Origin of the sequence: Tenacibaculum sp. UWU-22, from assembly GCF_041021355.1 — a bacterium.
In the GTDB taxonomy this organism is placed as follows: Bacteria; Bacteroidota; Bacteroidia; order Flavobacteriales; family Flavobacteriaceae; genus Polaribacter.
The window spans coordinates 898,038-921,619 of record NZ_JBFNGP010000001.1 but is presented as its reverse complement, the minus strand read 5'-3'; the positions used below and the strand labels follow the sequence as shown (position 1 = coordinate 921,619).

The following is a 23,582-nucleotide window of genomic DNA, read 5'->3' as shown; positions in this document are numbered from 1 at the left end:
CCAACTATAAAAAAATGAATCACCCTAATTTTTATAAAAATCTTGAGCCCTATTTAAACATAAAAGATTACTCGGTTTCAAATGAAAATTTTGAGCTAAAAAAAAATACAGACATGGACATGTTGGTTACCTTGCCTGTACCTAAAAATTTAGCATCTTATTACGAAAGTGAAAATTATATTTCACATACTGACGGTAAAAAAAATTGGTTTGAAAAAATATACCAACTCGTAAAAAAATATACCCTACAAAAAAAACTAACGCTAATAAACTCATTAAAACCAAACACTAAAACTATTTTGGACATCGGTGCCGGAACAGGTGATTTTTTATTAACCTGTAAAAATAATAACTGGAATGTATCTGGGGTTGAACCTAACTTAAAAGCTCAAAAAGTTGCTTTGAAAAAAGGCATAGATTTAAAAGAATCGATAACAGAAATAACAGATCAAAAATTTGATGTTATAACAATGTGGCACGTACTAGAACACGTTGAAAATTTAGTAGAATATATTGAAAATTTAAAATTACTATTAAAAGAAAATGGTTGGCTAATTATTGCTGTACCCAATTACAAAAGTTACGATGCAAAATATTACAAAAATTTTTGGGCGGCATATGATGTACCCAGACATTTATGGCATTTTTCTAAAACCAGTATTAAAAAACTATTTTCTAATGAAACGATAAAACTGGTAAAAATAGTACCTATGAAATTTGATGCTTATTATGTTTCTCTTTTATCTGAAAAATATAAAACTGGCAAAATGAATATAATAAAAGGTTTTTGGATAGGTTTTTTTTCAAATTTAAAAGCAAACCACTCAAAAGAGTTTTCATCTCATATATATATATTAAAAAATAGCTAAAAAGCTTTTTTAAAAGCCTCTGTTTTAAAAATAAAAAGAAGTTAAAGCTTTGTGGTTATAAAAAATAAAAGTCGCTTAAAAACGGTGTTTTAAAGCAATTTGTAATAACAAATTTTTATTGTTTTAAATATTTATATCAATTTTATTTATTTAAAAGATATAAGCAAAAAATGGTAAGGATAAAATATACTGTCAAACTCATTGCGCCTACATAATCTTTTGCTAAGCGTTGACCTATTAATAAAAAAATTAAACATAACGCTGCCAATTCAACTCCCAACAAAGCATTATCTTTATTTCCAGTAATTGCTAAATTAAAAATTCCAACAAACATTAAAGCTCCTGCTAAAATTTCTATCACTAAAATAACAGCTAATAACAAAGACGTAAAATTTTTAATCGATGTATGTTTAAAATGATCTTTAACAAAAGATACGTTTCCTTTCCAATCTGTAACTTTATCAATACCTGATTGAAAAAAAGTAACAACTAAAAAAAGAAGCATTAAAATTTCAGTTATATGTGTTTGTAATAAAGGCATATTGTTTAAAGTTATATTAAATTAATCAACTTTTTTAAAACGTAAAACTTCCGTATTGTTTTCATCAAATAAATATAAGTTGTTATTTTCAATCTTATACGTTCTTACAACTCGAAAAGCATTATAAAATGCTATTTCAACATGCATATCTTTACACATCATTTTAGTAGAGCCAATTTGATCACTAAAAACTAATTGGGTGTCCGTAATTTTTTTAACCTTACCAAAAAATGAATTACATGAGGCCATACCAGATACATAGTTTTCTGCTATATTAATTTCTAAACGGGGTTGTCCATTTTTATTATTTAATTGAATTTTTTCTCCTTTAATATGCGTTAAAATCCAATTATCATTTAATCTAAATTTTAAATCTGATTTTTTAGACATCACTTTTATTAATTTATATTTTTTTGAAGAAGCATCGGCGGGCAACGTTTTAGTATCTAAATCTTCAACACTAACTTTTAACTTATAAATAATACCAGGAATATATGTAAACCCTTCTATATTGCCATTAAAAAGTTGCCATTTAGAGTCATCTAAATAATCTCCTTTTTGTACTAATAAACATTTAGTAGAGCCAACACCAGTACAAGGAGCTTTACTACTATTTACCCATAATATTTTTTGATTTGTTGCACATGAGCTTACAACTAATACCATTACTAAATAAGCTAACTTTTTCATAAAAATAAATGTATATAAGTTTAAATAAATAATAATTATTTATACAATTAGCATGCCTTTTTTATTAAAACATGAAATTATAACAAAAATACTAAGATTATAATAGTACATATAAATAATGAGAAAAAAAAAGAAAATAAACAAATTATATCTTCGAGCTCTTGTAAATCAGAACTCAATTAGTATCTTTAACAAATTAACTTTATAATTAAATTTCTATGGTCGTGTTTTTTCCAATCATTTTTTTAGCACTCGTTATTCTTTTAGCCTCTTTTTTTATAGTAAAACAGCAAACAGCTGCAATAGTAGAACGTTTTGGTCGCTTTCAAAGTATTCGTCATTCAGGGTTACAGCTTAAAATACCTGTAGCAGATAGAATAGCGGGAAAATTAAGTTTAAAAATACAACAATTAGATGTAATTGTAGAAACTAAAACTTTAGATGATGTTTTTGTAAAACTAAAAGTATCTGTACAATATAAGGTAATTAGAGACAAAGTATATGATGCTTTTTATAAATTAGATTATCCACACGAACAAATTACAAGTTATGTTTTTGATGTGGTTCGTGCTGAGGTTCCAAAAATGAAATTAGATGATGTTTTTGTTAAAAAAGATGATATTGCTATCGCTGTAAAATCAGAGCTAAATGATGCCATGATAGATTATGGTTACGATATTATTAAAACTTTAGTAACCGATATTGATCCTGATTCGCAAGTAAAAGCGGCTATGAACCGTATAAATGCTGCTGAACGAGAAAAGGTTGCTGCACAGTATGAGGGTGATGCACAACGTATTTTAATTGTTGAAAAAGCAAAAGCTGAAGCAGAAAGTAAACGTTTACAAGGTCAAGGTATTGCCGATCAACGTCGCGAAATTGCACGTGGATTAGAAGAAAGTGTAGAAGTATTAAACAAAGTAGGTATTAATAGCCAAGAAGCATCTGCTTTAATTGTAGTAACACAACATTACGATACATTACAATCTATTGGACAAGAAACCAACAGTAATTTAATACTATTGCCTAACTCACCTCAAGCTGGTAGTAATATGTTAAACGATATGGTGGCTAGTTTTACTGCTAGTAATCAAATAGGAGAGGCAATGAAAAAAAGAGGTAGTAAATCTTAATTTTTTAAAATTTAAGCTAAAAATAAAAAAGCCAAAAACAATTAAAATATTGTTTTTGGCTTTTTTACCAAGAATAACTAAGTATTTAAATAATACTTAATTAACTGCTTAATTAAGAAAAACTACTTGGTTTCGTCTTCTTTCGATTCTTTGTCTGATTTAGTGGCATCTTTAAATTCTTTGATACCAGTACCTAAACCACGCATCAATTCAGGAATTTTACGACCACCAAACATTAATAAAATCAAAGCTACAATTACAACAACCTGTGTTGGTCCTACAATTCCTAAAAATATTGTATTTGAAATCATTTTAATTTATTTTTACGCTACAAAGATATGAAATTTAACTACGCTGTTCTATAATACCTCCAATAACTTTTTTATTTTTTAACGATTTAGGTTCTCCTTTGTAATAAATTGAACCTCCAAAGGTTACCTTTAAATCTAATATATCACCTGCATTAATTTCTGCTTTGGCACCAGAACCAGCATTAACTATAGAGAGATCACGAGCTAAAAGTTTATACCCATGATAAACACCACCTAAATCTACATTAACTTCTTGATTTTTAGTTGTTCCTGAAAGTTTTAAAACACCTCCAGAAGATGCTTTAACTTTTAAATAATTGGTATTTACAACTAAGTTTATAAAGGCGCCTTCTTGTACTTTTACCTCTAGTTCTGGCTGATTCAAATCTTTACCCGTAATTGTAGCCCCTTCATTTCCATCAATAATAGCAATATTTTTATTATAATATAACCTTACCATTGCTTTATCACTAGCTAATGTTTCAGGTAATTTTAAAAGAATTTTTAATGTTTTTCCGTCATTTTTTATGGTAACTTTATCTGCTTTAGCACCAGAAATTTCAGCTTTTTGAACCGTTGATTTTATAAGTTCTACCTCAATACCATTGTAAACTTTAATTTCATTAAAGTCTCCTAAATTTTGACTAATAGTTGTTTGTCCTAACGTTTTTAAAACTATTAGAAACAAACATAAAAATGCTAATTTTTTCATAATAAAATCCATTAGTTAATTAAATCATAGTCAATAACTATACCAATTATAATAATAAATATCGATATTTAGTGTATAAAATACAAAATTATTTAGTGAGAAATTAAATCAAAATCTAAGTGTTTTCGCTCTAAATCGGTATGTTTTACCTTTACCATTACTTCATCACCTAACTGAATAATACTTTTAGTTGATTGACCAACAACAGCATATTGTTTTTCATCAAAAATATAATAATCGTCTTTTATATCTTTAATACGAACCATACCTTCGCACTTATTTGATTTAATTTCAACGTAAATTCCCCACTCAGTAACACCAGAAATCACCCCTTCAAATACTTCATCTTTATGGTTTTCCATATATTTTACTTGCATGTATTTTATAGAATCTCTTTCGGCTTTAGCTGCTAATTCTTCCATTTTTGAAGCATGCTTACATTTTACTTCATATTCTTCAGCTTTTGGTGATTTTCCACCATCTAAATAGTGTTGTAGTAACCGATGTGTCATTACATCTGGATATCTACGTATAGGTGAAGTAAAATGGCTATAATAATCAAAAGCTAATCCGTAATGACCAATATTTTGTGTAGTATATGCTGCTTTACTCATCGAACGAATAGCTAAGGTTTCTACCATATTAGCCTCTCCTTTACCATGTACATCAGCTAACAATTTATTTAAACTATTAGACGTTGTTTGACGCGTTTCGGTATTAATTTTATAACCAAATTTACTAATAACATTTTGCAATGATGCTAATTTTTCTACATCAGGTTCGTCATGTATACGATATATAAATGTTTTATTAGTAGGTCTACCTTTAAACAACCCTACAAATTCTGCTACTTTTTTATTAGCTAGTAACATAAACTCTTCTATAAGTTTATTAGCATCTTTAGCTTCTTTAAAATATACTCCTGTAGGATTAGCATTATTATCTAAATGAAATTTTACTTCAACCCTATCAAATGAAATAGCTCCTGATTGCATTCGTTTTTTACGCATCATTTTAGCTAATTCGTTTAATTTTAATGTAGCTTGTACAATATTTTTATCTACTTGATATTCTTTACCTGTTAACGAAACATTGGCAGGAACTACACATTTAAGTTTATTAACATCTTTTAAAGCAACATTTGTATCTTTATTTTGTTCTATTAACGCCTGAGCTTCTTCATAAGCAAAGCGTTTATCAGAATAAGTTACTGTTCTACCAAACCATTGGTTTATAACCTGTGCTTTTTCATTAATTTCGAATACTGCAGAAAAGGTAAGTTTTTCTTCATTAGGTCGTAATGAACATACTCCGTTACTTAACATTTCTGGTAGCATAGGTACTACTCTATCAACTAAATATACCGATGTGGCTCTATCGTAAGCTTCATTATCTAAAATAGTTTTAGGTTGTACATAATGCGATACATCGGCAATATGAATACCTATTTCATAGTTTCCGTTTTCTAATTGGGTAAATGATAATGCATCGTCAAAATCTTTTGCGTCTTTTGGATCGATAGTAAAAGTTAAATCACCTCTCATATCTCTACGTTTAGCTATTTCATCTTTAGTAATTTCAATAGGAAGTTTTTTTGCTTCTTTTTCTACTTCAGTAGGAAACTCATATGGCAAACCATATTCTAATAAAATAGAATGAATTTCAGTATTATGATCACCTGGTTTACCAAGAACCTGAGTTATTTTTCCAAATGGATTTTTAGAGTTTTCTGGCCAATCGGTAATTTTAACAACAACTTTATCTCCATGCTGTGCATTGTTTAATTTACTTTGCGAAACAAAGATATCTGCATACATTTTATTACTATCAGGTAATACAAATCCAAAATTTTTATGCATTTGTAATACACCTACAAACTCAGTTTTGGCTCTTTCTATTATTTCAACAACATCGGCTTCTAATTTATCACTTCTACGCTTTTTATATACATAAACACGTACAGTATCATCGTGTAACGCTTTTCCTAAATTAACAGACGGGACAAAAATATCATGCTCAAAATCATCAGAAATAAAATATGCATTTCCATTAGAAGTAACATCTAAAGTACCGATGTGATACTTTTTATTTTCATTTATTTGAAATTTACCTCTTTCAACTTCTTTTATTTTTTTATTAACCGCTAATTCTGTTAACTTATGTAGTATTTGTGTTTTTCCGTCAGTATCAGAAACACCCATTTTAACCGCTAATTGCTTATAATTGTATTGTTTATTGCTATCTTGATGAAGTATTTTTAAAATATTTTGGGTAAGATTTTTTATTACTTTTCCCTTTTTTTTATAGATTTTTTTCTTTCTAGACATTAATCTTTCAACTTATATTTTTTGCCAAAGTACAAATAAAATTAAAGCTAAAAGAATTAAATAAATGTTATGTTTTTTTAAAACGTTAAAAAAAACTTAATAAAAGTGTAACATTTGTTAAAATTATTCGTTTTTAATATACTAAGTTTAGTATATTGATGTGAAAAGTTTACGTAACATAATAGCTTTATTTATTTCTATTTTTATAGGTGGTATTATAATTACAGTAATACTAATAAATGCTACTTTAAAAACAAAAGATTTATCTGTTAAAAACCTAAACAAACAACAAGATTCTGTAGTATTGGTTAAAAATCAAAAAAAAGAATAAGCATATTAATTTATATGAATATTCTAAATTAATATTTCACATATTTATTTTTCAATTTTACTTATCAACAATATAAATTATAATCAAAATATTTAAATTTAAATTTTAAAAAATATGATGGTTATAATAGTGTGTGAATAACTACTATAAATTTTTTTATTTTTTGTTGTTTAATAGATTTATTAAAAATCATTAACAGTTTATTTGTTTTTTAAAGTGTTATAAATGAAACTTTAAATAGAGATATTAACAATTTTAAAAACAATAATTAACCTCGTTTTATTAATAAATAAATAGTTAATTTATGTAAATAAATAGTTGATTAAATATTGATAATTTTTTATCAAAAATCAATAAAAAAATTTGCATAAGTTATTTACAGTTTTGTATTGTTATTAATTTTAAAACTACCAAAAAAACTTTTATATTTTTTATAATAACTTCTTAACATTAAGATAAATCACTTAAAAACGTAATAATTAAAGAGTTATTAAAAATGTATAAATTTTAATTGTTTATAACTGTTGATAATGGTTAATTTCTATATTTTTGTGGTATATAAGTAAATAAAAATCAATTTAATATGACAATTGCTATAGGTAATGATCACGCAGGAACCGAATACAAATTTGAAATTATAAAACAATTAGAAAAAGACGGGCATACGGTTATAAATTTTGGTACTAATGATACCAATAGTATGGATTATCCAGACACAATACACCCAACAGCAGAAGCTGTAGAAACAGGGCAAGCAGATATGGGTATTATTTTATGTGGAAGTGGTAATGGAGCTCAAATGACAGCGAATAAACATCAAGGAATACGAGCGGCTTTGTGTTGGAATAATGAGTTGGTTCAACTCACTCGTCAGCATAATAATGCAAATGTGTTATCTATTCCTGCTCGTTTTGTATCGTTACAACAAGCCTTAGGTTTTGTAAAAATATTTTTAAATACTCCATTTGAGGGTGGACGCCATGCAAACCGAGTAGAAAAAATTGCTTGTTGTTTATAATTTTCAATTAAAAAATTAAGTTATGCAACAAACAGCTTTTATAACAGGGGCAACTTCTGGAATAGGCAAGGCTACTGCAGAAATATTTGCTGAAAATAACATAAACTTGGTGCTTTGTGGTAGGCGTGTTGATAAACTTAAAGCATTAGAACAACAACTGTCAAAAAAAACAAAAGTAACGACTTTACAATTTGATATTCGTTATAAAGAACAGGTTGAAAATGCAATTAACAGTTTACCTGAAAATTTTAAAAACATTGATATTTTAATTAACAATGCAGGTAATGCTCATGGATTGAGTTCTATACAAGACGGAAGTATTGATGATTGGGATGCAATGATAGATGGTAATGTTAAAGGACTATTGTATGTTTCAAAAGCCATTATTTCGAAAATGGTTAAAAATAATAGTGGATTTATTGTAAATATTGGTTCAATTGCTGCTAAACAAGTGTACCCCAATGGTAATGTATATTGTGCTTCTAAATATGCTGTTGATGCTTTAAATAAAGCTATGCGAATTGATTTAAACAAACACAATATACGGGTAAGTGCCATTCATCCAGGAGCTGTTGAAACCGAATTTTCTGAAGTCCGTTTTAAAGGTGATAAAGAACGAGCAAAACAAGTTTATGCCGGTTATAAACCCTTACAAGCAAAAGATATTGCAGATATAATTTATTTTGTAATTACACGACCTTATCATGTAAATATAGAAGATTTGGTTGTATACCCCACAGCACAAGCCAGTGCAACGATATTAAATAAACAATGATTAATAAACGCCTTTTGATTAAAAACTTATTATCTCATAATGATGAGAATAGTTTTTATGATAAAAAGCAACGGATATCACTCGATTCTAAAGAAGGAAAAGCAAAATTTTTAAAACATATTTGTGCTCTTTCTAATTCAAACCCAGTTAATAACTCGTATATAGTAATTGGTGTAGAAGATGAAGAAAATAAAATTATAGGAGTTGATTTTTTTGACGATAGTAAAATTCAAAATTTAGTAAATGCGTATTTAGAAAATCCTCCAAAAATAGAATACGAAAATGTACCTTTTCCGCGATTACCTCGTCATAAAGTGGTGGGTTTAGTAACCATATATCCAAACAATACTGTTACATCGTTGAAAAAGAATATATGGAAATATAAACAAAAAACAATTTTTTATCGTAGAGGAAGTAACTCTATGTCGGTTAATGGACCTTTTGAGCTTAAAAATACCAATCAAGCTATTGTTGAAGCAATTGAAAAAAATGCGAGTAGCAATATAAAATTAACATTAGATGGTGTTTTTGATTTTATTAATAGGCACAAACCAGAATACCACCCACAATACAAGGTTTTTAACGAACAATTTGTATTGTGTTGGGCAGGTAAAAAATCGATAATTAATAATAAAACATTTTATTCGCGAGTTGATATTGAATTAATAAACGAGCAAGTTCGTTTATTTTTTTCTTCATTAGATGAGGTACAAATAAAGTATAACGAGCAATCGTTTATAATTACCGAATATATTTTATTAGGTATTGATAAAAAAGAAATTCATCATCCGTTAGAAAAAACCATTATTAATTTTAAAGAAAATGGCAAACATGATATAAGTACCGAGTTTTTATTTGAACCGCCAAAATACAACCCAGTTATTATTGAACATATTTATAAAAATAACAATCGTATAATTTATAAAATTGAAAAAAAAGTGCCGCTTTCGGTAACAGAGCACGAAGATGTTTATCGTTTACCAAACACGTATTTAATTTGTTATCTTAATGGTTTTTTAGATGCCAAAAAAAAATTAGAAAAAGCAAAAGAATACATACGAAATTTAGAAGATAAAATAACCTATATAAAATATAAAGAAGCTATGCGGGTTATACGAAAAGTTAAGTATAGTTAAATGTTGGCTACAATTTAAAAAATGAGTGCTAAAATTACATTAGGAAAAATAATTGGAACTGAAAAAATTACTCATATTTCAATAGTTGAAAACGGATTGAAATGTAATTGTGAATGTGTCGAATGTGGAGAAAAATTAATTGCTGTTAATAATAAAAATAACAAAATAGAGATTCACTTCAGACACGAAATTGAATCTGATTGTAAAGGCGGAATTGAAACGGCTCTTCATCTTTTAGCAAAACAAATAGTTGCAGAAAACAATTCAATTAGACTATTTGATAATACATTTTTCAACTATTCCAAATCTGAAATTGAAGTTTCACTGACTGATTACAAACCTGATGTAATAATTGAAAATATTGAATTAAATCAAAAATGGCTAATTGAATTGGCTGTTACGAGTTTCATTGGAAACGAAAAATTAGAAAAAATTCAAAGAGATAATTTAAATTGCTTGGAAATCGACTTAAAGAAGGTAGATAGAAAAATTAGTCCAAATGAATTAAAAAATATAATTCTAAATGACCTTGAAGTTAGGTCTATAATAAATCGAGAAAATATAGGAATTGCAAAAGAAAAAAGGGAGGAAAACTATATAATGTACATAATTGGATTTATAGCCTTATTCTTTGGATTAAGAAAAATATTTAGAAGAAAAAAAACTATAGCCAACAATGTATAACTGCAATTCCGAGTGGATTTGGACGTAGTCAAATCCACTCGGAATTGCAAAAACCAGTTCTTAATCTAAAAAACAAACTAAAATCGAGAAACAAACTAGATATATTAAAAAAGGAACGGTTTTACAGGTTCAAGGGCAACAAAATTTAAATATTTATTTTGTAAAAAAGGGGTTATTACGTAGTTATACTATAGACTCAAAAGGTAAAGAACATATTTTTATGTTTGCTCCTGAAAAGTGGACAATTAACGATAATGTAGCTTTTATACAAAATAAGCCTGCCGAATTGTTTATCGACACGTTAGAAGACTCTGAAATTGAAATTATTAATTCCAATTTTTTTGATACTACCGAAAGTTGTTCGGTTGAATTTTATAAGACCGAATTTTATCGCTTATTAAAACGAACAAGTGTTTTACAAGAGCGAGTAATTATGTTAATGAGTACATCAGCTTTAACACGATATCAACACTTTATAAATACATATCCTCAATTGTTACAGCGTATTCCACAAAAAATGATTGCCTCTTATTTAGGTATAACTCCAGAAGCATTAAGTAAAATACGTAGTAATTGGACTAAAAAACAATAACTCAACTTTTTAAATAATTACAATTGTTTTATTTGTAAGCTTTTCTTAATCTACATTATTTATTGGGTAAAAATTCTAATGTAAATTTGTAGTATAATTAACTAAAAAAGTTTAAAAAATGACACGAAAAGTTCACATAATTACAAAAATATTATTGAGTTTACTAATGCTGTTTTCGGCAGGAATGTATATTTTTAACTATGCAGAAATTAGTCAATCAGTTCAAAATTTAGGTTATCCTACCTATATTATTTATCCGTTGGCAATATTAAAATTAGCAGGGGTAGCAACGATTTGGTTTTCAACAAATAAATCGTTAACAGAATGGGCTTATGCGGGATTTTTCTTTAATTTCATATTAGCAGTATCTGCTCATATCGTTGCTAATGATGGTGAATTTGCGCCAGCAGTTCTAGCTATTATTTTATGGGCAATAACCTATTATACTTATAAAAAACAATAATATATGAAAACAATAGCATTTGCTGGAAGTAATAGCTCTACCTCAATAAATCAACAACTAATAGAATATGCTGTAGAGCTAATTAACAATGTAGAGCTAATTAAATTAACCGATTACAAAACGGTAATATATAGTGAAGATACCGAAAAAGAAAGCGGTATTCCTGAAGCGATAAAACAATTAAATACCAAATTATCAGAGGCTGATAAATTGATTATTTCGGTAAACGAACACAATGGAAATATAAGTGCTTTTTTTAAAAATATATTAGATTGGTTATCAAGAAACAAAAGAAGTTTTTTAGCGGATAAAAAAGTATTGTTATTAAGCACTTCGCCAGGAGCTAATGGAGCAAAATCGGCATTAGCCATTGCCGAAAAAACGTTACCTTATTTTGGAGCAACCATTCTAAACACATTTAGTTTACCTAGTTTTTATGATAATTTTAAAGATGGAAAAATTGTTAATGAAGAAGCCAATCAACAACTTTTAAAAATGATTAAAAAATTTTAAAATAAACAAAAAATAGAGCCAAACAAAGACAAGAATTTGGTTGTTCAGATTTTCATATAAAACCAACTTTTCCAGGTATTAATTTAAACAAACCTATCATTATATTTTTCAACGTATTTTTAATGTATTTATTAATAAAAGTTAAAACGAGTTTGATTTTAGCTTATTAAAATAAATTTGAGCTGCTTTTTTAACCTTTGGGGCTAAAATTAAGGTAGAAACAATGGTAGGAATTGCCATTAATGCGTAAGCTCCATCAATTAAATTAATAACAAAATCTAATTTTATAATGGCAGCTAAAACAATTGAAATTACATATACATAATTGTATAGTTTACCTGTTTTAGAGTTGGTTAAAAAGCTTAAACACGTGTATCCATAAAACGAATAAGAAAACAGAGTAGAGAAAGCAAAAATTAAAACAGCGATACATAAAACAATACTTCCTAATTTATAAGGTAAAACGGCGTTAAAAGCAGCTAAAGTCATTGAAATACCATTTCCTTCAAACCCTTTCCAAACACCTGAAACTAAAATAGCTAAAGCCGTTAACGAACAAACTAATAGGGTGTCAATAGCGGGGCCTAACATGGCTACTAGCCCTTCTCTAATAGGTTCTTTTGTTTTTGCGGTTCCATGCATTATTGGGGCTGTACCTAATCCTGCTTCATTAGAAAAGGCAGCACGTTTTACCCCTGTAATAATTAAGGCACCTAAAGCGCCCCCTAAAACAGAGTTTCCTGTAAAAGCATCGGAAAAAATTAATGAAAAAACACTGGGAACACGATCTATTTTTACAATTAAAATGGTAAGCACGGTTAGTAAATAAATAAATACCATTACGGGAACCAATTTTCCAGCAACTTTTCCAATTCGTTTAATTCCACCAAAAATTACTAAAGAAACCATAATGGCAATAGCTATACCTAACAATAGCTTAGCCGTAAAAACGTTGTTTTGGTTTACTTCAAAAACATCAATTAATGTTTGGGTTAATTGGTTTGCTTGAAAAGCAGGTAAGGTACCTATTAAGCCAGCAGAGGCAAAAAATATAGCTAAGGGTTTCCATCGTTTTCCTAAGCCTTCTGTGATAACGTACATAGGCCCACCTTTTACATTTCCATCTTCATCTTTATCTCGATACATAATCGATAAGCTACAGGTAAAAAATTTAGTAGCCATACCCACAAAGGCACTAACCCACATCCAAAAAAGAGCTCCAGGACCACCTGTTGCAATAGCAATAGCAACCCCACTAATATTTCCCATACCAACAGTAGCTGCAACGGCAGATGATAAGGCTTCGTAATGCGATAATTCTCCTGGTGAATCGGGGTTGTCGTATTTTCCTCTTAAAACAGCAATGGCATGACCAAAATATCTAAACGGAACCAAACCTGAATAGATAAATAAATACAATCCGCCACCAATTAAAAGAATTAATAAAGGTATTCCCCAAATCCAAGAAGAAAATTCGGCAACTAAATTTTGAAGAGAAGAAAACATAAAATATTTTTTAACGAATGTACTAAAGTTTTTCGAAATCAATTTTTTGTACACTTATTAAGGAGCGTTAAACAAAAAATAACTTAACTAAAATTAGTAAACAAGCCGTTTTATTTATAGCTCTTTATTGGTAATTTCATTAATTTCTCCATTTTCTGAGAGCATAATAGCTATAGATTGGGTGTTTTTTATTTGTGAAAAAACAATCATCATAATCACGGTAATAGGCACAGATAAAATCATACCTGTAATACCCCATATTTTACCCCAAATAGCAAGTGATAAAATAGTTACTAAAGGGCTTAAATTTAACGATTTACCAAATAAACGGGGTTCAATAATGTTACCTACAATTATCTGTACAAAGCCAACAGCAATAAGTACAATTAAAAAGGGGGTAAACGCGCCAAATTGTATTAAACAAAACACAGCAGGGAAAATGGTAGCAACAAGCGAACCGATAGTGGGTATGTAGTTTAATAAAAAAATTAGAAAAGCCCAAAAAGGAGCTGCATCTACACCAACAAAGCGTAAAACAAAATAACTTAAAATACCTGTTAATAAGCTTACGTATGTTTTTAAGCGTAAATAATTAGAAATAGAAAATTCAATTTTTTTTAATGTGTTTTGTATGTTTTGGTAGTTTGCTTTTTCTGTAAAAATTTTATGGAGCTTTGAAATAAAACTATTTTCTTCAAGAAAAATAAACAAAGCGTATATTATAATCATAAATGTATTGCTTAGTAAAGCACTAATGCTATTCGCAATATTACCTAACCATAAACCGTAATTAAAATTACCAGCAATTGATTTTATCGATTTAGTAATATCAACATGAAAAAACGTACTAAATTCGCTAATAATTTTTTCAATATTGGGTTCGTATTTACTGTATGAGTTGGTTAAATTTGTAATACTTGAAGCAAGTATTTCTGAAATAAACCCAAAGGTTAGAATAACGATAGTAAATACTAATAAATTACTTAACCATTTTGGAATGTATTTTTTTGCAAAGGGTAGTTTATAAATGGCTTTTCGTATTTCACGAGTTAAAAACCAAAAAATAAGAGCAAAAACAAACGGAATTAAAATTCCTTTACCAATTACCAAAGTAGTAATAATAGCAACGGTTACAATACAAAAATTTGCAGCATTTTTCACATAGGTAAATTTACGTTAAAAATATAATTTTTACTGTTTTAAAATCCAGTCACTAGGGTTTAGTTTTTTGGTGTTTTTGTAAAGAGCAAAAATTAGGGTTGTTTTACCCGTTACTTTATCGGTAAAAATTTGACCAAGATCTTGTCCAGTACTAATTTTATCTCCTTTTTTCACATATATTTTTTCTAAATTATTATAAGCAGAAACATAACTACCATGTTGTACTAACACCGATTTTTTTCCTTCGGATAATAATTGTACACCCAATACTTTACCATTAAAAATACTTTGTGCATTTGATCCTTTTTCGGTAGCAATGTGCAAACCAGTACTGTTTATGGTAATTCCTCTAATCGTCGGGTGTTTTTGTATGCCAAATTTACGCGTTATTAATCCCTTTTTTACAGGCCAAGGAAGTTTTCCTTTATTCGATTCAAATTTAGTAGCTAATAATTTTGCTTCTGGGCTTAAAATAAAACCACTCGATTCTTTAACGCCTTTTTTTCTGTTTTTATTAGAGCTAGCAATAGCATCACGAATAATTTTATCAATTTTAGCAGTAATTATTTTTTCTTGATGTTGTTTTTTCTGAAGCTCTTGTTTGTACTTTTGTTCTTTTTTCTTTATCGAAGAAACTAAATTTTTCTGTTTTTTTTGATCAGCTTCTATTTTCTCTTTTTGTTCTTTTTCTATTAAAATTAAAGTATCTTTTGCCTGCTTTTTTAAAAATAAAGAGTCGTTTAAATGCTGTATTTTTTTTGTTTTTTCACCAATTTCTTCACCTTGTTTTTTTCTAAAAGCCGTGTATTGGTTCATATATTGTAAGCGCTTATAGGCTTGGTAAAAGTTACTAGAAGACAATAAAAACATTGTTTTACTTTGTTGCGATTTGCTTTTATACGATTTAAAAATCATATCAGCATAATCAGCCTTTAGCTTAGTAAGTTGTTTTTGTAATAAATCAAGTTGCTTTTTATTTGTGTTAATTTCTTTTTGTAAAGCGTTAGTTTCTAAGTTTATTGTTTTTATAAATTGTTCTCTAACAGATATTTTTTTGTTAAGATCATTTAAATCGTCTAAGGCATTACTTTTTTTCTTTTTAGTTTCAAAAAGTAGTTTATTAACTTTTGTTATTTCTGTTTTTAATTCTTTTCGTTTTTTTTCTAACTCTTTTCGCGTTTGTGTAAAGGCAGAAAACCCAACAAATAAAAAAATAAAAGTATAGGCTATGTGTGCTTTAAGTTTCATTAAAAGGTTAACTTTTTATATCCTGTCGGAATAGTAAAAGGCATGTTTAAATCAGTATCAAAAATAACCGATCGTACCGACATTTCAATATGGGTAAATTTTTCGCCTTTTTGTGCATTAATAACAATGTTTTTTGGAAATAATTCGTGTTCTTTTTCTAGATATTCAGGATATAAAATATCTAATTTTTGATTTTTTTCTAAACGGGTAAACGATTGTTTACTAAGTTTAAAATGCAAAGGATTTATATAGAAAAGAGACGTAAGCAAAGGGCTTTCAATTTTAGGTGTTAGCTCGTATAAATTATCTATTATTTTTGCGGGTTGTTTTTCTTGGTCTAGCTCAGCCATTGCTTGACCTAAAAGTAAATTTTGTAATTGATTAAAGTTAATGTCTACCCCTAATAAATTTTTTAACATCGAAAAATCACCTTCAAAATAATTTTTAGCATAGGGCGAATAATATTGCACACTATTGGGGGTTATTTTTGCTTTAAAAATAGAAATTACTTTAGAGCCTTTTAACCAAATTGTTTTGTCTTTTTCTATTTTTAATTGCAAAGAAAAAGATTGATTTTCTCGATTATTTTTAAAAACTACATTAAGCTTTGCATCGACTGTTTTTTTATTAAAATCAGCAGCAATGTGTTTTCTAGAAACTTTATTTGCATTCATTTTTTTTGCAATTACAGGGGCATTGATTTGATATTTTTTTGTTTTACAAGATGATATAACGACTGTTATAAACAAGAGATATTTTAAATATTTCATTTTTTTACTTTTCGTCTATATTTTTCGGCTTCTTTTGGGTTTCCGAGACCTTCATATGCATTTGCCATTTCAACATAAAAAAGATTTTGCATTTGCGGGTTTTCAATTACAAAATCGATACCGTTTTGTAATGCTTCGATAGCTTTTTTATATTGTTTTTGGTTATTTAAGGCTTTACCATTCATTAAATATACCAAGGGTTGTGCAGGAAACAAGTTTACCCCTTGTTGGCTATATTTTAATAAATCAGGCGATTTTTCGGTGTCTAATTTTGTTAGTAATTTTTGTAAGACAACAAATGATTTATCGTTTTCAAATTGCTTAACTAAATCAGTATGATTTTGTTTAAGGGGTTCTTTTATAACAAGTGCTTTAGCAGGTTTTGTTAACTTGTTTTTTATATTGCGTAGCCTTGGGGTTAACAATTTAGCATTTTCTAACTCTTGCAATGTTTTTTTTGCCGAGATATAATCTTCATTTTGTAGGTATAATAATACTAACTCTTGTTTTTTCTTTGGATGTTTTGCTGCAATTTTTTGTTGAATTTTTATGGCATCAGTATAGTTTTTATCATCTTTATAAATGGCAACTAAATGGGTTAAAATCCAAAGATTATCAGGGTCTTTCTCTAGAGCTTGATTGGCAAATAATATCGCTTCAAAATTTTTATGTAGGTAAAAGTAATTTTTTGATAGTTCAAAAAGTACGGCTTTATTGTTAGGTATTAATAGGTTACACTCTTCTAAATTTTCTATTGCTTTTTGATAATGATTAATTCCTTTTTCGGCCAAAGCTTTAAAAAAGTATTCTTGAAAAGCAGTATTATTTTTTTCTGAAAGAGAAACAGTATGCGGAATACTATCTTGCGCTAGATTGGTATATACAACGCAAAATAGTAGTAAAACAAAACAGATGGTTTTGTTACTATTTTTTAGCTTAAAGCTTTTTAAAGAGTTATATAAGTTCTGTATAATCACCTATGCTTACCGATGTATATTTACCATTATATTTAACATGATTGCCAATCATTGCATTATCTAGAGAGGCATTAGATATTTGCGTGTTTGTTTGAATTAATGAGTTGGTTATGGTAGTGTTTTTTACCACACTATTTTCACCAATCGAAACAAAAGGACCTATTGTAGTATTTTCGAGCACTACATTTTCACCAATATAACAAGGCGGTATAATTTTTGAATTTTCTAATACAACATCGTCTGACACTAAATTATTTCCTTTCGCATATTCAAACCCTAAAATTTGTTTATTTGTATCGATTGTTGGGTCTTTTTTTCCGCAATCCATCCAAACATCAACTTTACCAGGAACAAATTTTGTTCCTTTTTCTTTTAAAAACTCTAAAACATTTGTTAGTTGGTATTCGCCTTTTTCTTTAATGTTGTTGTTAAGTAAAAATTCAATTTCGTTACGAAGAGCATCTCCATTTTTGAAATAATAAATTCCTATAATAGCCAAGTTAGAAACAAATTCGGCAGGTTTTTCTACAAAATCAGTTATAATACCATCGTTTAATTTTACGACACCAAAAGCACTTGGGTCATCAACCTGTTTTACCCAAATGGTTCCATCTACATTAGGGTCTAAAGTAAAACTTGCTTTAAATAGGGTGTCAGCAAAAGCAACAATACAAGGACCAGTTAATGACTCTTTTGCACAATAAATAGCGTGTGCCGTACCTAAGGCTTCCTTTTGTACATATACTGAGCCTTTTGTACCTAAGTTTTTGGCAATACGTTCTAATTTTTCTTTCGTGTTTTCAGGAAACCCTTTAGAAGCAGGTCCAATAATAAAAGCAATTTCTTCTATAGGTTCATTTATTCCCACAGCAATATCTTCTACTAATCTTTGCGCTATTGATTTTCCAGCAATAACGGTTAAAGGTTTAGGAATTGTAAGCGTATGTGGGCGTAAACGTGAGCCTATACCAGCCATTGGTATAATTATTTTCATAAACTATCTTTGTTGTTTTTGATGATGCAATATACCACTTATTCTACGATAGAAAAAAAAGTAAAAATTCTTTAGAAATAGTAATAAAACGGTTTGATTTGTGAATTCAAAAAAATTCTTTAATTAACTTTGCTTTATGAATTACTTATCAGTAGAAAATATTGTAAAATCTTACGGAGAAAGGGTGTTGTTTGACCCCATTTCTTTTGGAATAAATAAAGATCAAAAAATAGCATTTGTAGCTAAAAACGGTAGTGGTAAAACCTCTATTTTAAACATTCTTGCGGGAAAAGATGTGCCTGATGAAGGTCAAGTTATTAGCCGAAAAGGAATTAATATTGCTTATTTAGCGCAAGAGAACATCTTAGATTCACACCTAACCATAGAAGAAACTATTTTTTCTACAGAAAATACAATTCTTCCTATTATTCGACAATATGAAGAGGCTTTGCAAAAACCCGAAGATGCTGAAGCGTATCAAAAAGCATTTGAATTGATGGAGCAACACAATGCTTGGGATTTTGAAACGCAGTACAAGCAAATATTATCAAAATTAAAATTAGATGATTTATCGCAAAAAGTAGCAACTCTTTCTGGAGGACAAAAAAAGCGATTATCATTGGCAATTATATTGATTAATAAGCCCGACTTATTAATTTTAGATGAGCCTACCAACCATTTAGATTTAGAAATGATTGAGTGGTTAGAGGCCTTTTTTGCTAAAGAAAAAATTACCTTGTTTATGGTAACACACGACCGTTATTTTTTAGAGCGTGTGTGTAATGAAATTATTGAATTAGATAACGGAAAACTATATAAATACAAAGGAAATTATTCTTATTATCTTCAAAATAAAGAAGAACGATTAGCCTTGGAAGCAACCAATTTAAGCAAAGCAAAAAGTTTATTTAAAAAAGAGCTAGACTGGATGCGCCGTCAACCCAAAGCGCGAACAACAAAGTCTAAATCGCGGATTGATGATTTTTTTGAAATTAAACAAAAGGCCCATCAACGAAGAAAAGAACACGAAGTTCAGTTAGAAATTAATATGGAACGGTTAGGCAGTAAAATAGTTGAGTTGCACAAGCTGAAAAAAAGCTTTAAAAACACAGTTGTTTTAGACGGTTTTGATTATGTTTTTAAGCGAGGAGAGCGTATTGGTATTATAGGAAAAAACGGCACAGGAAAATCGTCGTTTTTAAACATGTTAACAGGTAAAATAGACGTTGATGGAGGTAAAATTGTGGTTGGAGAAACTGTAAAGTTTGGCTATTATACTCAAAAAGGAATTCATGTAAAAGAAGGACAAAAAGTAATTGAAGTTATTAAAGAATATGGCGAATATATTCCGCTTACCAAAGGCAGAAAAATATCAGCAGCACAATTGTTAGAACGATTTTTATTTGATCGGAAAAAACAACATGATTTTGTTGAAAAATTAAGTGGTGGTGAGCAAAAACGGTTGTATTTATGTGCGGTTTTAATTCAAAATCCTAATTTTTTAATTTTAGACGAGCCCACCAACGATTTAGATGTGATTACTTTAAACGTACTCGAAAACTTTTTATTAGATTATCCAGGAAATTTATTAGTTGTATCGCATGACCGTTACTTTATGGATAAAATTGTAGACAGTCTATTTGTTTTTAAAGGAAATGGCATAGTTGAAAACTTTCCAGGAAACTATTCTGATTATCGTGTTTACGAAAACTCATTACCTACCGAGCCTAAAGACGAGAAAAAAACAGTTGTAAAAAAAGAAAAAACTTCGCAAAAACGAAAGCTGAGCTATCAAGAAAACAGAGAGTATGGGTTGCTTGAAAAAGATATTGAGAATCTTCAAAAGAAAAAAGAACAAATAGAGGCTCAATTTATTAATAACGAAGTTGCTATTGATGAGATTAACGAAAAATCACTCGAATTACAGCAAATTATAGAGCACTTAGAACAAAAAGAAGAACGGTGGTTTGAGCTTTCTATGAAGTTAGAAGAATAAGTGTTATATTGCTTTTAAGCACTGAAATTATACTTTAACAATATTAATTTCTTGAATTAACGGTTTATTTAAAAAACGCAGTAATAATTGGGCAACGGCTACGGTATCGCGTTCGCAATAACTAACTATACGAGGTAGATTTTTTTCTTGATAATATACTTTAGCAACTTCGCTACCATCAATGTCTTGTTTTGGCGAAGGAATGCCTAAAATAGCGGTTAGTAATTTTAACGAAGTGTAGTGTTTATAATCGCCAAATTTCCATAGTTCTAAAGTATCTAAATGAGGAACTTCCCATGGTTTTTTGCCAAATAAGTTAAGTTTATTAGGTAACTCAATTTGGTTAATAATCATTCGGCGAGCAATGTATGGAAAGTCAAATTCTTTACCATTATGGGCACATAGCAGGTGCTTTTTTTCGTTAAAATGAGTATTTAACAAGGTTTTAAAATGGCTTAACAGCGTGGCTTCATTATCATTGTAAAAAGAGGTTATTCGTAATTGATTTGTGCCTTCACGTTCTACAAAATAACCTACAGAAATACAGATAATTTTTCCGAATTCAGCCCAAATACCTGCTCGATGATAAAATTGTTCTACCGTAAACTCGTCTTTTCGTTGATATTGCGTTTTTTTAGCAAACATTTCTTGCATTTCAGGCGATAAATCGTCAAATAATGCTACCTCTGGCACCGTTTCAATATCTAAAAACAAGATGTTTTTTAGATGGAGTTTATCTAGCATTTTTATTTAATTAAAAAAGTATCTGTTGATATAACATGGTTTTTTTACAAGGCTGTTTTTTAACCTCGTTTTCACAATTTTGAAATATAATTTTCAAAATGAGTTCTTTTTTATAAAAATAGAAACATTTTATAAAAAAATCAAACAAAATTAAACCAAGAATATTTAGTAGGCTCTTTTGTTATTTCCTTCGTAAAAATTAATAAAGGCATCATTTACCACACGATGTCCGCCATCTGTAGGATAATCGCCTGTAAAGTACCAATCGCCTAAGTTATTTGGACAAGCTTTATGCAGGTTTTCAACAGATTGAAAAATTACTTCTACTTCTGCATTAATTTCATCTGTTTTTAGCATTGTTGCAATTTTAGCTGAAATTTCTTCATCTGTAAAAGGAGCATAAATTTCTTTTACAAAATTTACTAGATTTTTTTGATCGCCATTTTTTTGATTCTTACATTTTTCGTAAACTTGGTCAACAATATGGTATTGATCGGTGTCTTTTAATAAGGCTAAAGCCGCTTTAAAAGCAATAAAATCGCCAATTTTTGCCATATCTATTCCGTAGCAATCAGGATAACGAATTTGGGGTGCTGATGATACTACAACAATTTTACGGGGGTGTAATCGATCTAAAATTTTAATAATACTCTTTTTTAGGGTAGTACCTCGTACAATACTATCGTCTATAATTACTAAATTGTCGGTTGGTTTTACAACGCCATAAGTTACATCGTACACGTGAGCAACTAAATCGTCGCGAGAATTATCGTCTGCAATAAAAGTTCTAAGCTTAGCATCTTTAATTGCAATTTTTTCAAAACGAGGTCGTTCGGATAAAATTTCGGTTACCTTTTCAGTTGATAGTTTATTACCGCCATTTAAAATTTTTGCTGTTTTTTGGTTGTTTAACACATCTTCGGCAGCTTCTGTCATTCCGTAAAAAGAAGTTTCAGCGGTATTGGGTATATATGAAAAAACGGTGTTAGAAATATCGTTATTAATCGATTTTAACACTTTTGGGAAAACATATTTTCCTAAATTTTTTCGCTCTTTGTAAATATCAGCATCACTACCTCTAGAAAAATAAATACGTTCGAAAGAACAAGCCTTATTTTCTCTAGGTTCTAGCACTTTTTTAACGGCAGCAACGCCATTTTTTTTAATTATTAAAGCGTGTCCTCTTTCTAATTCTTGTATTTGGTCTATTGGGGCATTAAATACAGTTTGAATTGCGGGTCTTTCTGAAGCAACCACAACAACTTCTTCATCTTCATAAAAAAAGGCGGGTCTAATACCATTAGGGTCTCTTAAAACAAAGGCGTCTCCATGGCCAATTAAACCAGCCATAGCATAACCTCCATCCCAGTTTTTAGAAGATCGCTTTAATACCTTTTTAATATTTAAATGTTCTTCTATATAAGGGGATGCATCTTTTTTATTATATCCTTTCTTTTTTGCTTTTTGGTATAATTTAGACACTTCATCTTCTAAAAAGTGTCCTATTTTTTCCATAACAGTAACGGTGTCGGTAAATTCTTTTGGATGCTGACCTAATTCAACCAATTCGTCTAGTAGTTGTTTAGAATTGGTCATGTTAAAGTTACCCGCAACAATTAAATTTTGGTGTTTCCAATTACTTTGACGTAAAAAGGGGTGTACACTTTCTATCGAATTTTTTCCGAAAGTACCGTAACGAACATGCCCTAAAAAAACATTACCAACATAGGGCATATTTTGTTCTTGCCAAGCAACATCATCTTTTTTATCAGGGTTTTCTTTTAAAACACCATTTAATCGATCATTAATCTGCGCAAAAACATCTTGTATGGGTTGTGTTTTGTTAGAACGAATTCTGCTAATGTATCTTGTTCCAGGTTCTACGTTAAATTTTACGCTAGCAAAGCCAGCACCGTCTTGACCTCGATTATGTTGTTTTTCTAATAATAAATACATTTTATTTATTCCGTAAAAAACAGAACCGTATTTATCTTTATAAAACGATAAAGGTTTTTTTAATCTAATTAGTGCAATACCGCATTCGTGTTTAATGGCGTCACTCATTATATATTTTTTTATTTAAAAGCCCGT

Annotated in this window: 23 protein-coding genes; 10 read left to right on the top strand and 13 right to left on the bottom strand. The window is 29.0% G+C overall.

Going from position 1 to position 23,582, the window contains the following annotated elements; all coding sequences use genetic code 11:
- The first annotated feature begins 14 nt into the window (after nt 1-14).
- A complete protein-coding gene (locus tag AB2B44_RS04125; protein WP_369048279.1) occupies nt 15-869 on the top strand; it encodes a class I SAM-dependent methyltransferase in 855 nt (284 codons plus the stop codon).
- 142 nt (nt 870-1,011) lie between these two features.
- On the opposite strand, the gene AB2B44_RS04120 is transcribed toward AB2B44_RS04125, so the two are convergent.
- Nucleotides 1,012-1,410, bottom strand: a complete 399-nt coding sequence (locus AB2B44_RS04120; protein WP_369048278.1) for a DoxX family membrane protein — start codon at nt 1,408-1,410, stop codon at nt 1,012-1,014.
- Between the two features lie 21 nt (nt 1,411-1,431).
- Nucleotides 1,432-2,100 carry a DUF4377 domain-containing protein gene (locus AB2B44_RS04115; RefSeq protein WP_369048277.1) on the bottom strand — a complete coding sequence of 223 codons (669 nt, stop codon included), beginning with the start codon at nt 2,098-2,100 and terminating at the stop codon, nt 1,432-1,434.
- Between the two features lie 218 nt (nt 2,101-2,318).
- Here AB2B44_RS04115 and AB2B44_RS04110 point away from each other — a divergent pair, with 218 nt between their 5' ends.
- Nucleotides 2,319-3,233 (top strand): SPFH domain-containing protein, encoded by a 915-nt coding sequence (locus AB2B44_RS04110; RefSeq protein WP_369048276.1) that lies wholly within the window; start codon nt 2,319-2,321, stop codon nt 3,231-3,233.
- Nucleotides 3,234-3,355: 122 nt separating this feature from the next.
- Here the strand turns inward: AB2B44_RS04110 and AB2B44_RS04105 are convergent, their stop codons facing one another.
- The 3 genes from AB2B44_RS04105 to rnr form a co-directional block, all read right to left on the bottom strand.
- The gene (locus tag AB2B44_RS04105) at nt 3,356-3,544 is read right to left on the bottom strand and encodes a twin-arginine translocase TatA/TatE family subunit (protein ID WP_369048275.1); all 189 of its coding nucleotides are present in this window, start codon (nt 3,542-3,544) and stop codon (nt 3,356-3,358) included.
- Between the two features lie 34 nt (nt 3,545-3,578).
- Nucleotides 3,579-4,256, bottom strand: coding sequence for a head GIN domain-containing protein (locus tag AB2B44_RS04100; RefSeq protein WP_369048274.1), 678 nt, complete (start codon nt 4,254-4,256; stop codon nt 3,579-3,581).
- Nucleotides 4,257-4,348: 92 nt separating this feature from the next.
- On the bottom strand, nt 4,349-6,583 hold the full coding sequence (gene rnr, locus AB2B44_RS04095; protein WP_369048273.1) for a ribonuclease R: 2,235 nt from the start codon (nt 6,581-6,583) through the stop codon (nt 4,349-4,351).
- A gap of 914 nt (nt 6,584-7,497) precedes the next feature.
- Here rnr and rpiB point away from each other — a divergent pair.
- The 7 genes from rpiB (at nt 7,498) to AB2B44_RS04060 (ending at nt 12,095) form a co-directional block, all read left to right on the top strand.
- Complete coding sequence (rpiB, locus tag AB2B44_RS04090) at nt 7,498-7,932, top strand: ribose 5-phosphate isomerase B (protein WP_369048272.1); 435 nt, start codon at nt 7,498-7,500, stop codon at nt 7,930-7,932.
- Nucleotides 7,933-7,954: 22 nt separating this feature from the next.
- The gene (locus AB2B44_RS04085; RefSeq protein WP_369048271.1) at nt 7,955-8,707 is read left to right on the top strand and encodes an SDR family NAD(P)-dependent oxidoreductase; all 753 of its coding nucleotides are present in this window, start codon (nt 7,955-7,957) and stop codon (nt 8,705-8,707) included.
- On the top strand, nt 8,704-9,843 hold the full coding sequence (locus tag AB2B44_RS04080) for an ATP-binding protein (RefSeq protein ID WP_369048270.1): 1,140 nt from the start codon (nt 8,704-8,706) through the stop codon (nt 9,841-9,843). Before AB2B44_RS04085 ends, AB2B44_RS04080 begins: the two co-directional genes overlap by 4 nt.
- 21 nt (nt 9,844-9,864) lie before the next feature.
- Nucleotides 9,865-10,527: a hypothetical protein gene (locus tag AB2B44_RS04075; RefSeq protein WP_369048269.1), complete on the top strand. Its 663-nt coding sequence runs from the start codon at nt 9,865-9,867 to the stop codon at nt 10,525-10,527.
- 82 nt (nt 10,528-10,609) lie between these two features.
- Nucleotides 10,610-11,119 (top strand): Crp/Fnr family transcriptional regulator, encoded by a 510-nt coding sequence (locus AB2B44_RS04070; RefSeq protein WP_369048525.1) that lies wholly within the window; start codon nt 10,610-10,612, stop codon nt 11,117-11,119.
- Nucleotides 11,120-11,237: 118 nt separating this feature from the next.
- Nucleotides 11,238-11,582 (top strand): DoxX family protein, encoded by a 345-nt coding sequence (locus AB2B44_RS04065; protein ID WP_369048268.1) that lies wholly within the window; start codon nt 11,238-11,240, stop codon nt 11,580-11,582.
- A gap of 3 nt (nt 11,583-11,585) precedes the next feature.
- Nucleotides 11,586-12,095, top strand: a complete 510-nt coding sequence (locus AB2B44_RS04060; protein WP_369048267.1) for an NADPH-dependent FMN reductase — start codon at nt 11,586-11,588, stop codon at nt 12,093-12,095.
- A gap of 141 nt (nt 12,096-12,236) precedes the next feature.
- On the opposite strand, the gene AB2B44_RS04055 is transcribed toward AB2B44_RS04060, so the two are convergent.
- The 6 genes from AB2B44_RS04055 to AB2B44_RS04030 all read right to left on the bottom strand — a co-directional run bounded on the left by AB2B44_RS04055 (nt 12,237) and on the right by AB2B44_RS04030 (nt 18,751).
- Nucleotides 12,237-13,601: an alanine/glycine:cation symporter family protein gene (locus AB2B44_RS04055; RefSeq protein ID WP_369048266.1), complete on the bottom strand. Its 1,365-nt coding sequence runs from the start codon at nt 13,599-13,601 to the stop codon at nt 12,237-12,239.
- 114 nt (nt 13,602-13,715) lie between these two features.
- Nucleotides 13,716-14,762, bottom strand: a complete 1,047-nt coding sequence (locus tag AB2B44_RS04050; protein ID WP_369048265.1) for an AI-2E family transporter — start codon at nt 14,760-14,762, stop codon at nt 13,716-13,718.
- A gap of 30 nt (nt 14,763-14,792) precedes the next feature.
- Nucleotides 14,793-16,010 carry a murein hydrolase activator EnvC gene (locus AB2B44_RS04045; RefSeq protein WP_369048264.1) on the bottom strand — a complete coding sequence of 406 codons (1,218 nt, stop codon included), beginning with the start codon at nt 16,008-16,010 and terminating at the stop codon, nt 14,793-14,795.
- Nucleotides 16,010-16,780, bottom strand: coding sequence for a DUF4292 domain-containing protein (locus tag AB2B44_RS04040; RefSeq protein WP_369048263.1), 771 nt, complete (start codon nt 16,778-16,780; stop codon nt 16,010-16,012). Before AB2B44_RS04040 ends, AB2B44_RS04045 begins: the two co-directional genes overlap by 1 nt.
- Nucleotides 16,777-17,757 carry a tetratricopeptide repeat protein gene (locus AB2B44_RS04035; RefSeq protein WP_369048262.1) on the bottom strand — a complete coding sequence of 327 codons (981 nt, stop codon included), beginning with the start codon at nt 17,755-17,757 and terminating at the stop codon, nt 16,777-16,779. Before AB2B44_RS04035 ends, AB2B44_RS04040 begins: the two co-directional genes overlap by 4 nt.
- Complete coding sequence (locus tag AB2B44_RS04030; RefSeq protein WP_369048261.1) at nt 17,735-18,751, bottom strand: sugar phosphate nucleotidyltransferase; 1,017 nt, start codon at nt 18,749-18,751, stop codon at nt 17,735-17,737. Before AB2B44_RS04030 ends, AB2B44_RS04035 begins: the two co-directional genes overlap by 23 nt.
- Before the next feature lie 136 nt (nt 18,752-18,887).
- Between AB2B44_RS04030 and AB2B44_RS04025 the strand changes: the two genes are divergently transcribed.
- A complete protein-coding gene (locus AB2B44_RS04025) occupies nt 18,888-20,747 on the top strand; it encodes an ABC-F family ATP-binding cassette domain-containing protein (RefSeq protein ID WP_369048260.1) in 1,860 nt (619 codons plus the stop codon).
- Between the two features lie 27 nt (nt 20,748-20,774).
- Here the strand turns inward: AB2B44_RS04025 and AB2B44_RS04020 are convergent, their stop codons facing one another.
- Nucleotides 20,775-21,491 carry a 3'-5' exonuclease gene (locus AB2B44_RS04020; RefSeq protein ID WP_369048259.1) on the bottom strand — a complete coding sequence of 239 codons (717 nt, stop codon included), beginning with the start codon at nt 21,489-21,491 and terminating at the stop codon, nt 20,775-20,777.
- 165 nt (nt 21,492-21,656) lie between these two features.
- Nucleotides 21,657-23,555 (bottom strand): amidophosphoribosyltransferase, encoded by a 1,899-nt coding sequence (locus AB2B44_RS04015; protein WP_369048258.1) that lies wholly within the window; start codon nt 23,553-23,555, stop codon nt 21,657-21,659.
- Nucleotides 23,556-23,582: the final 27 nt, after the last annotated feature.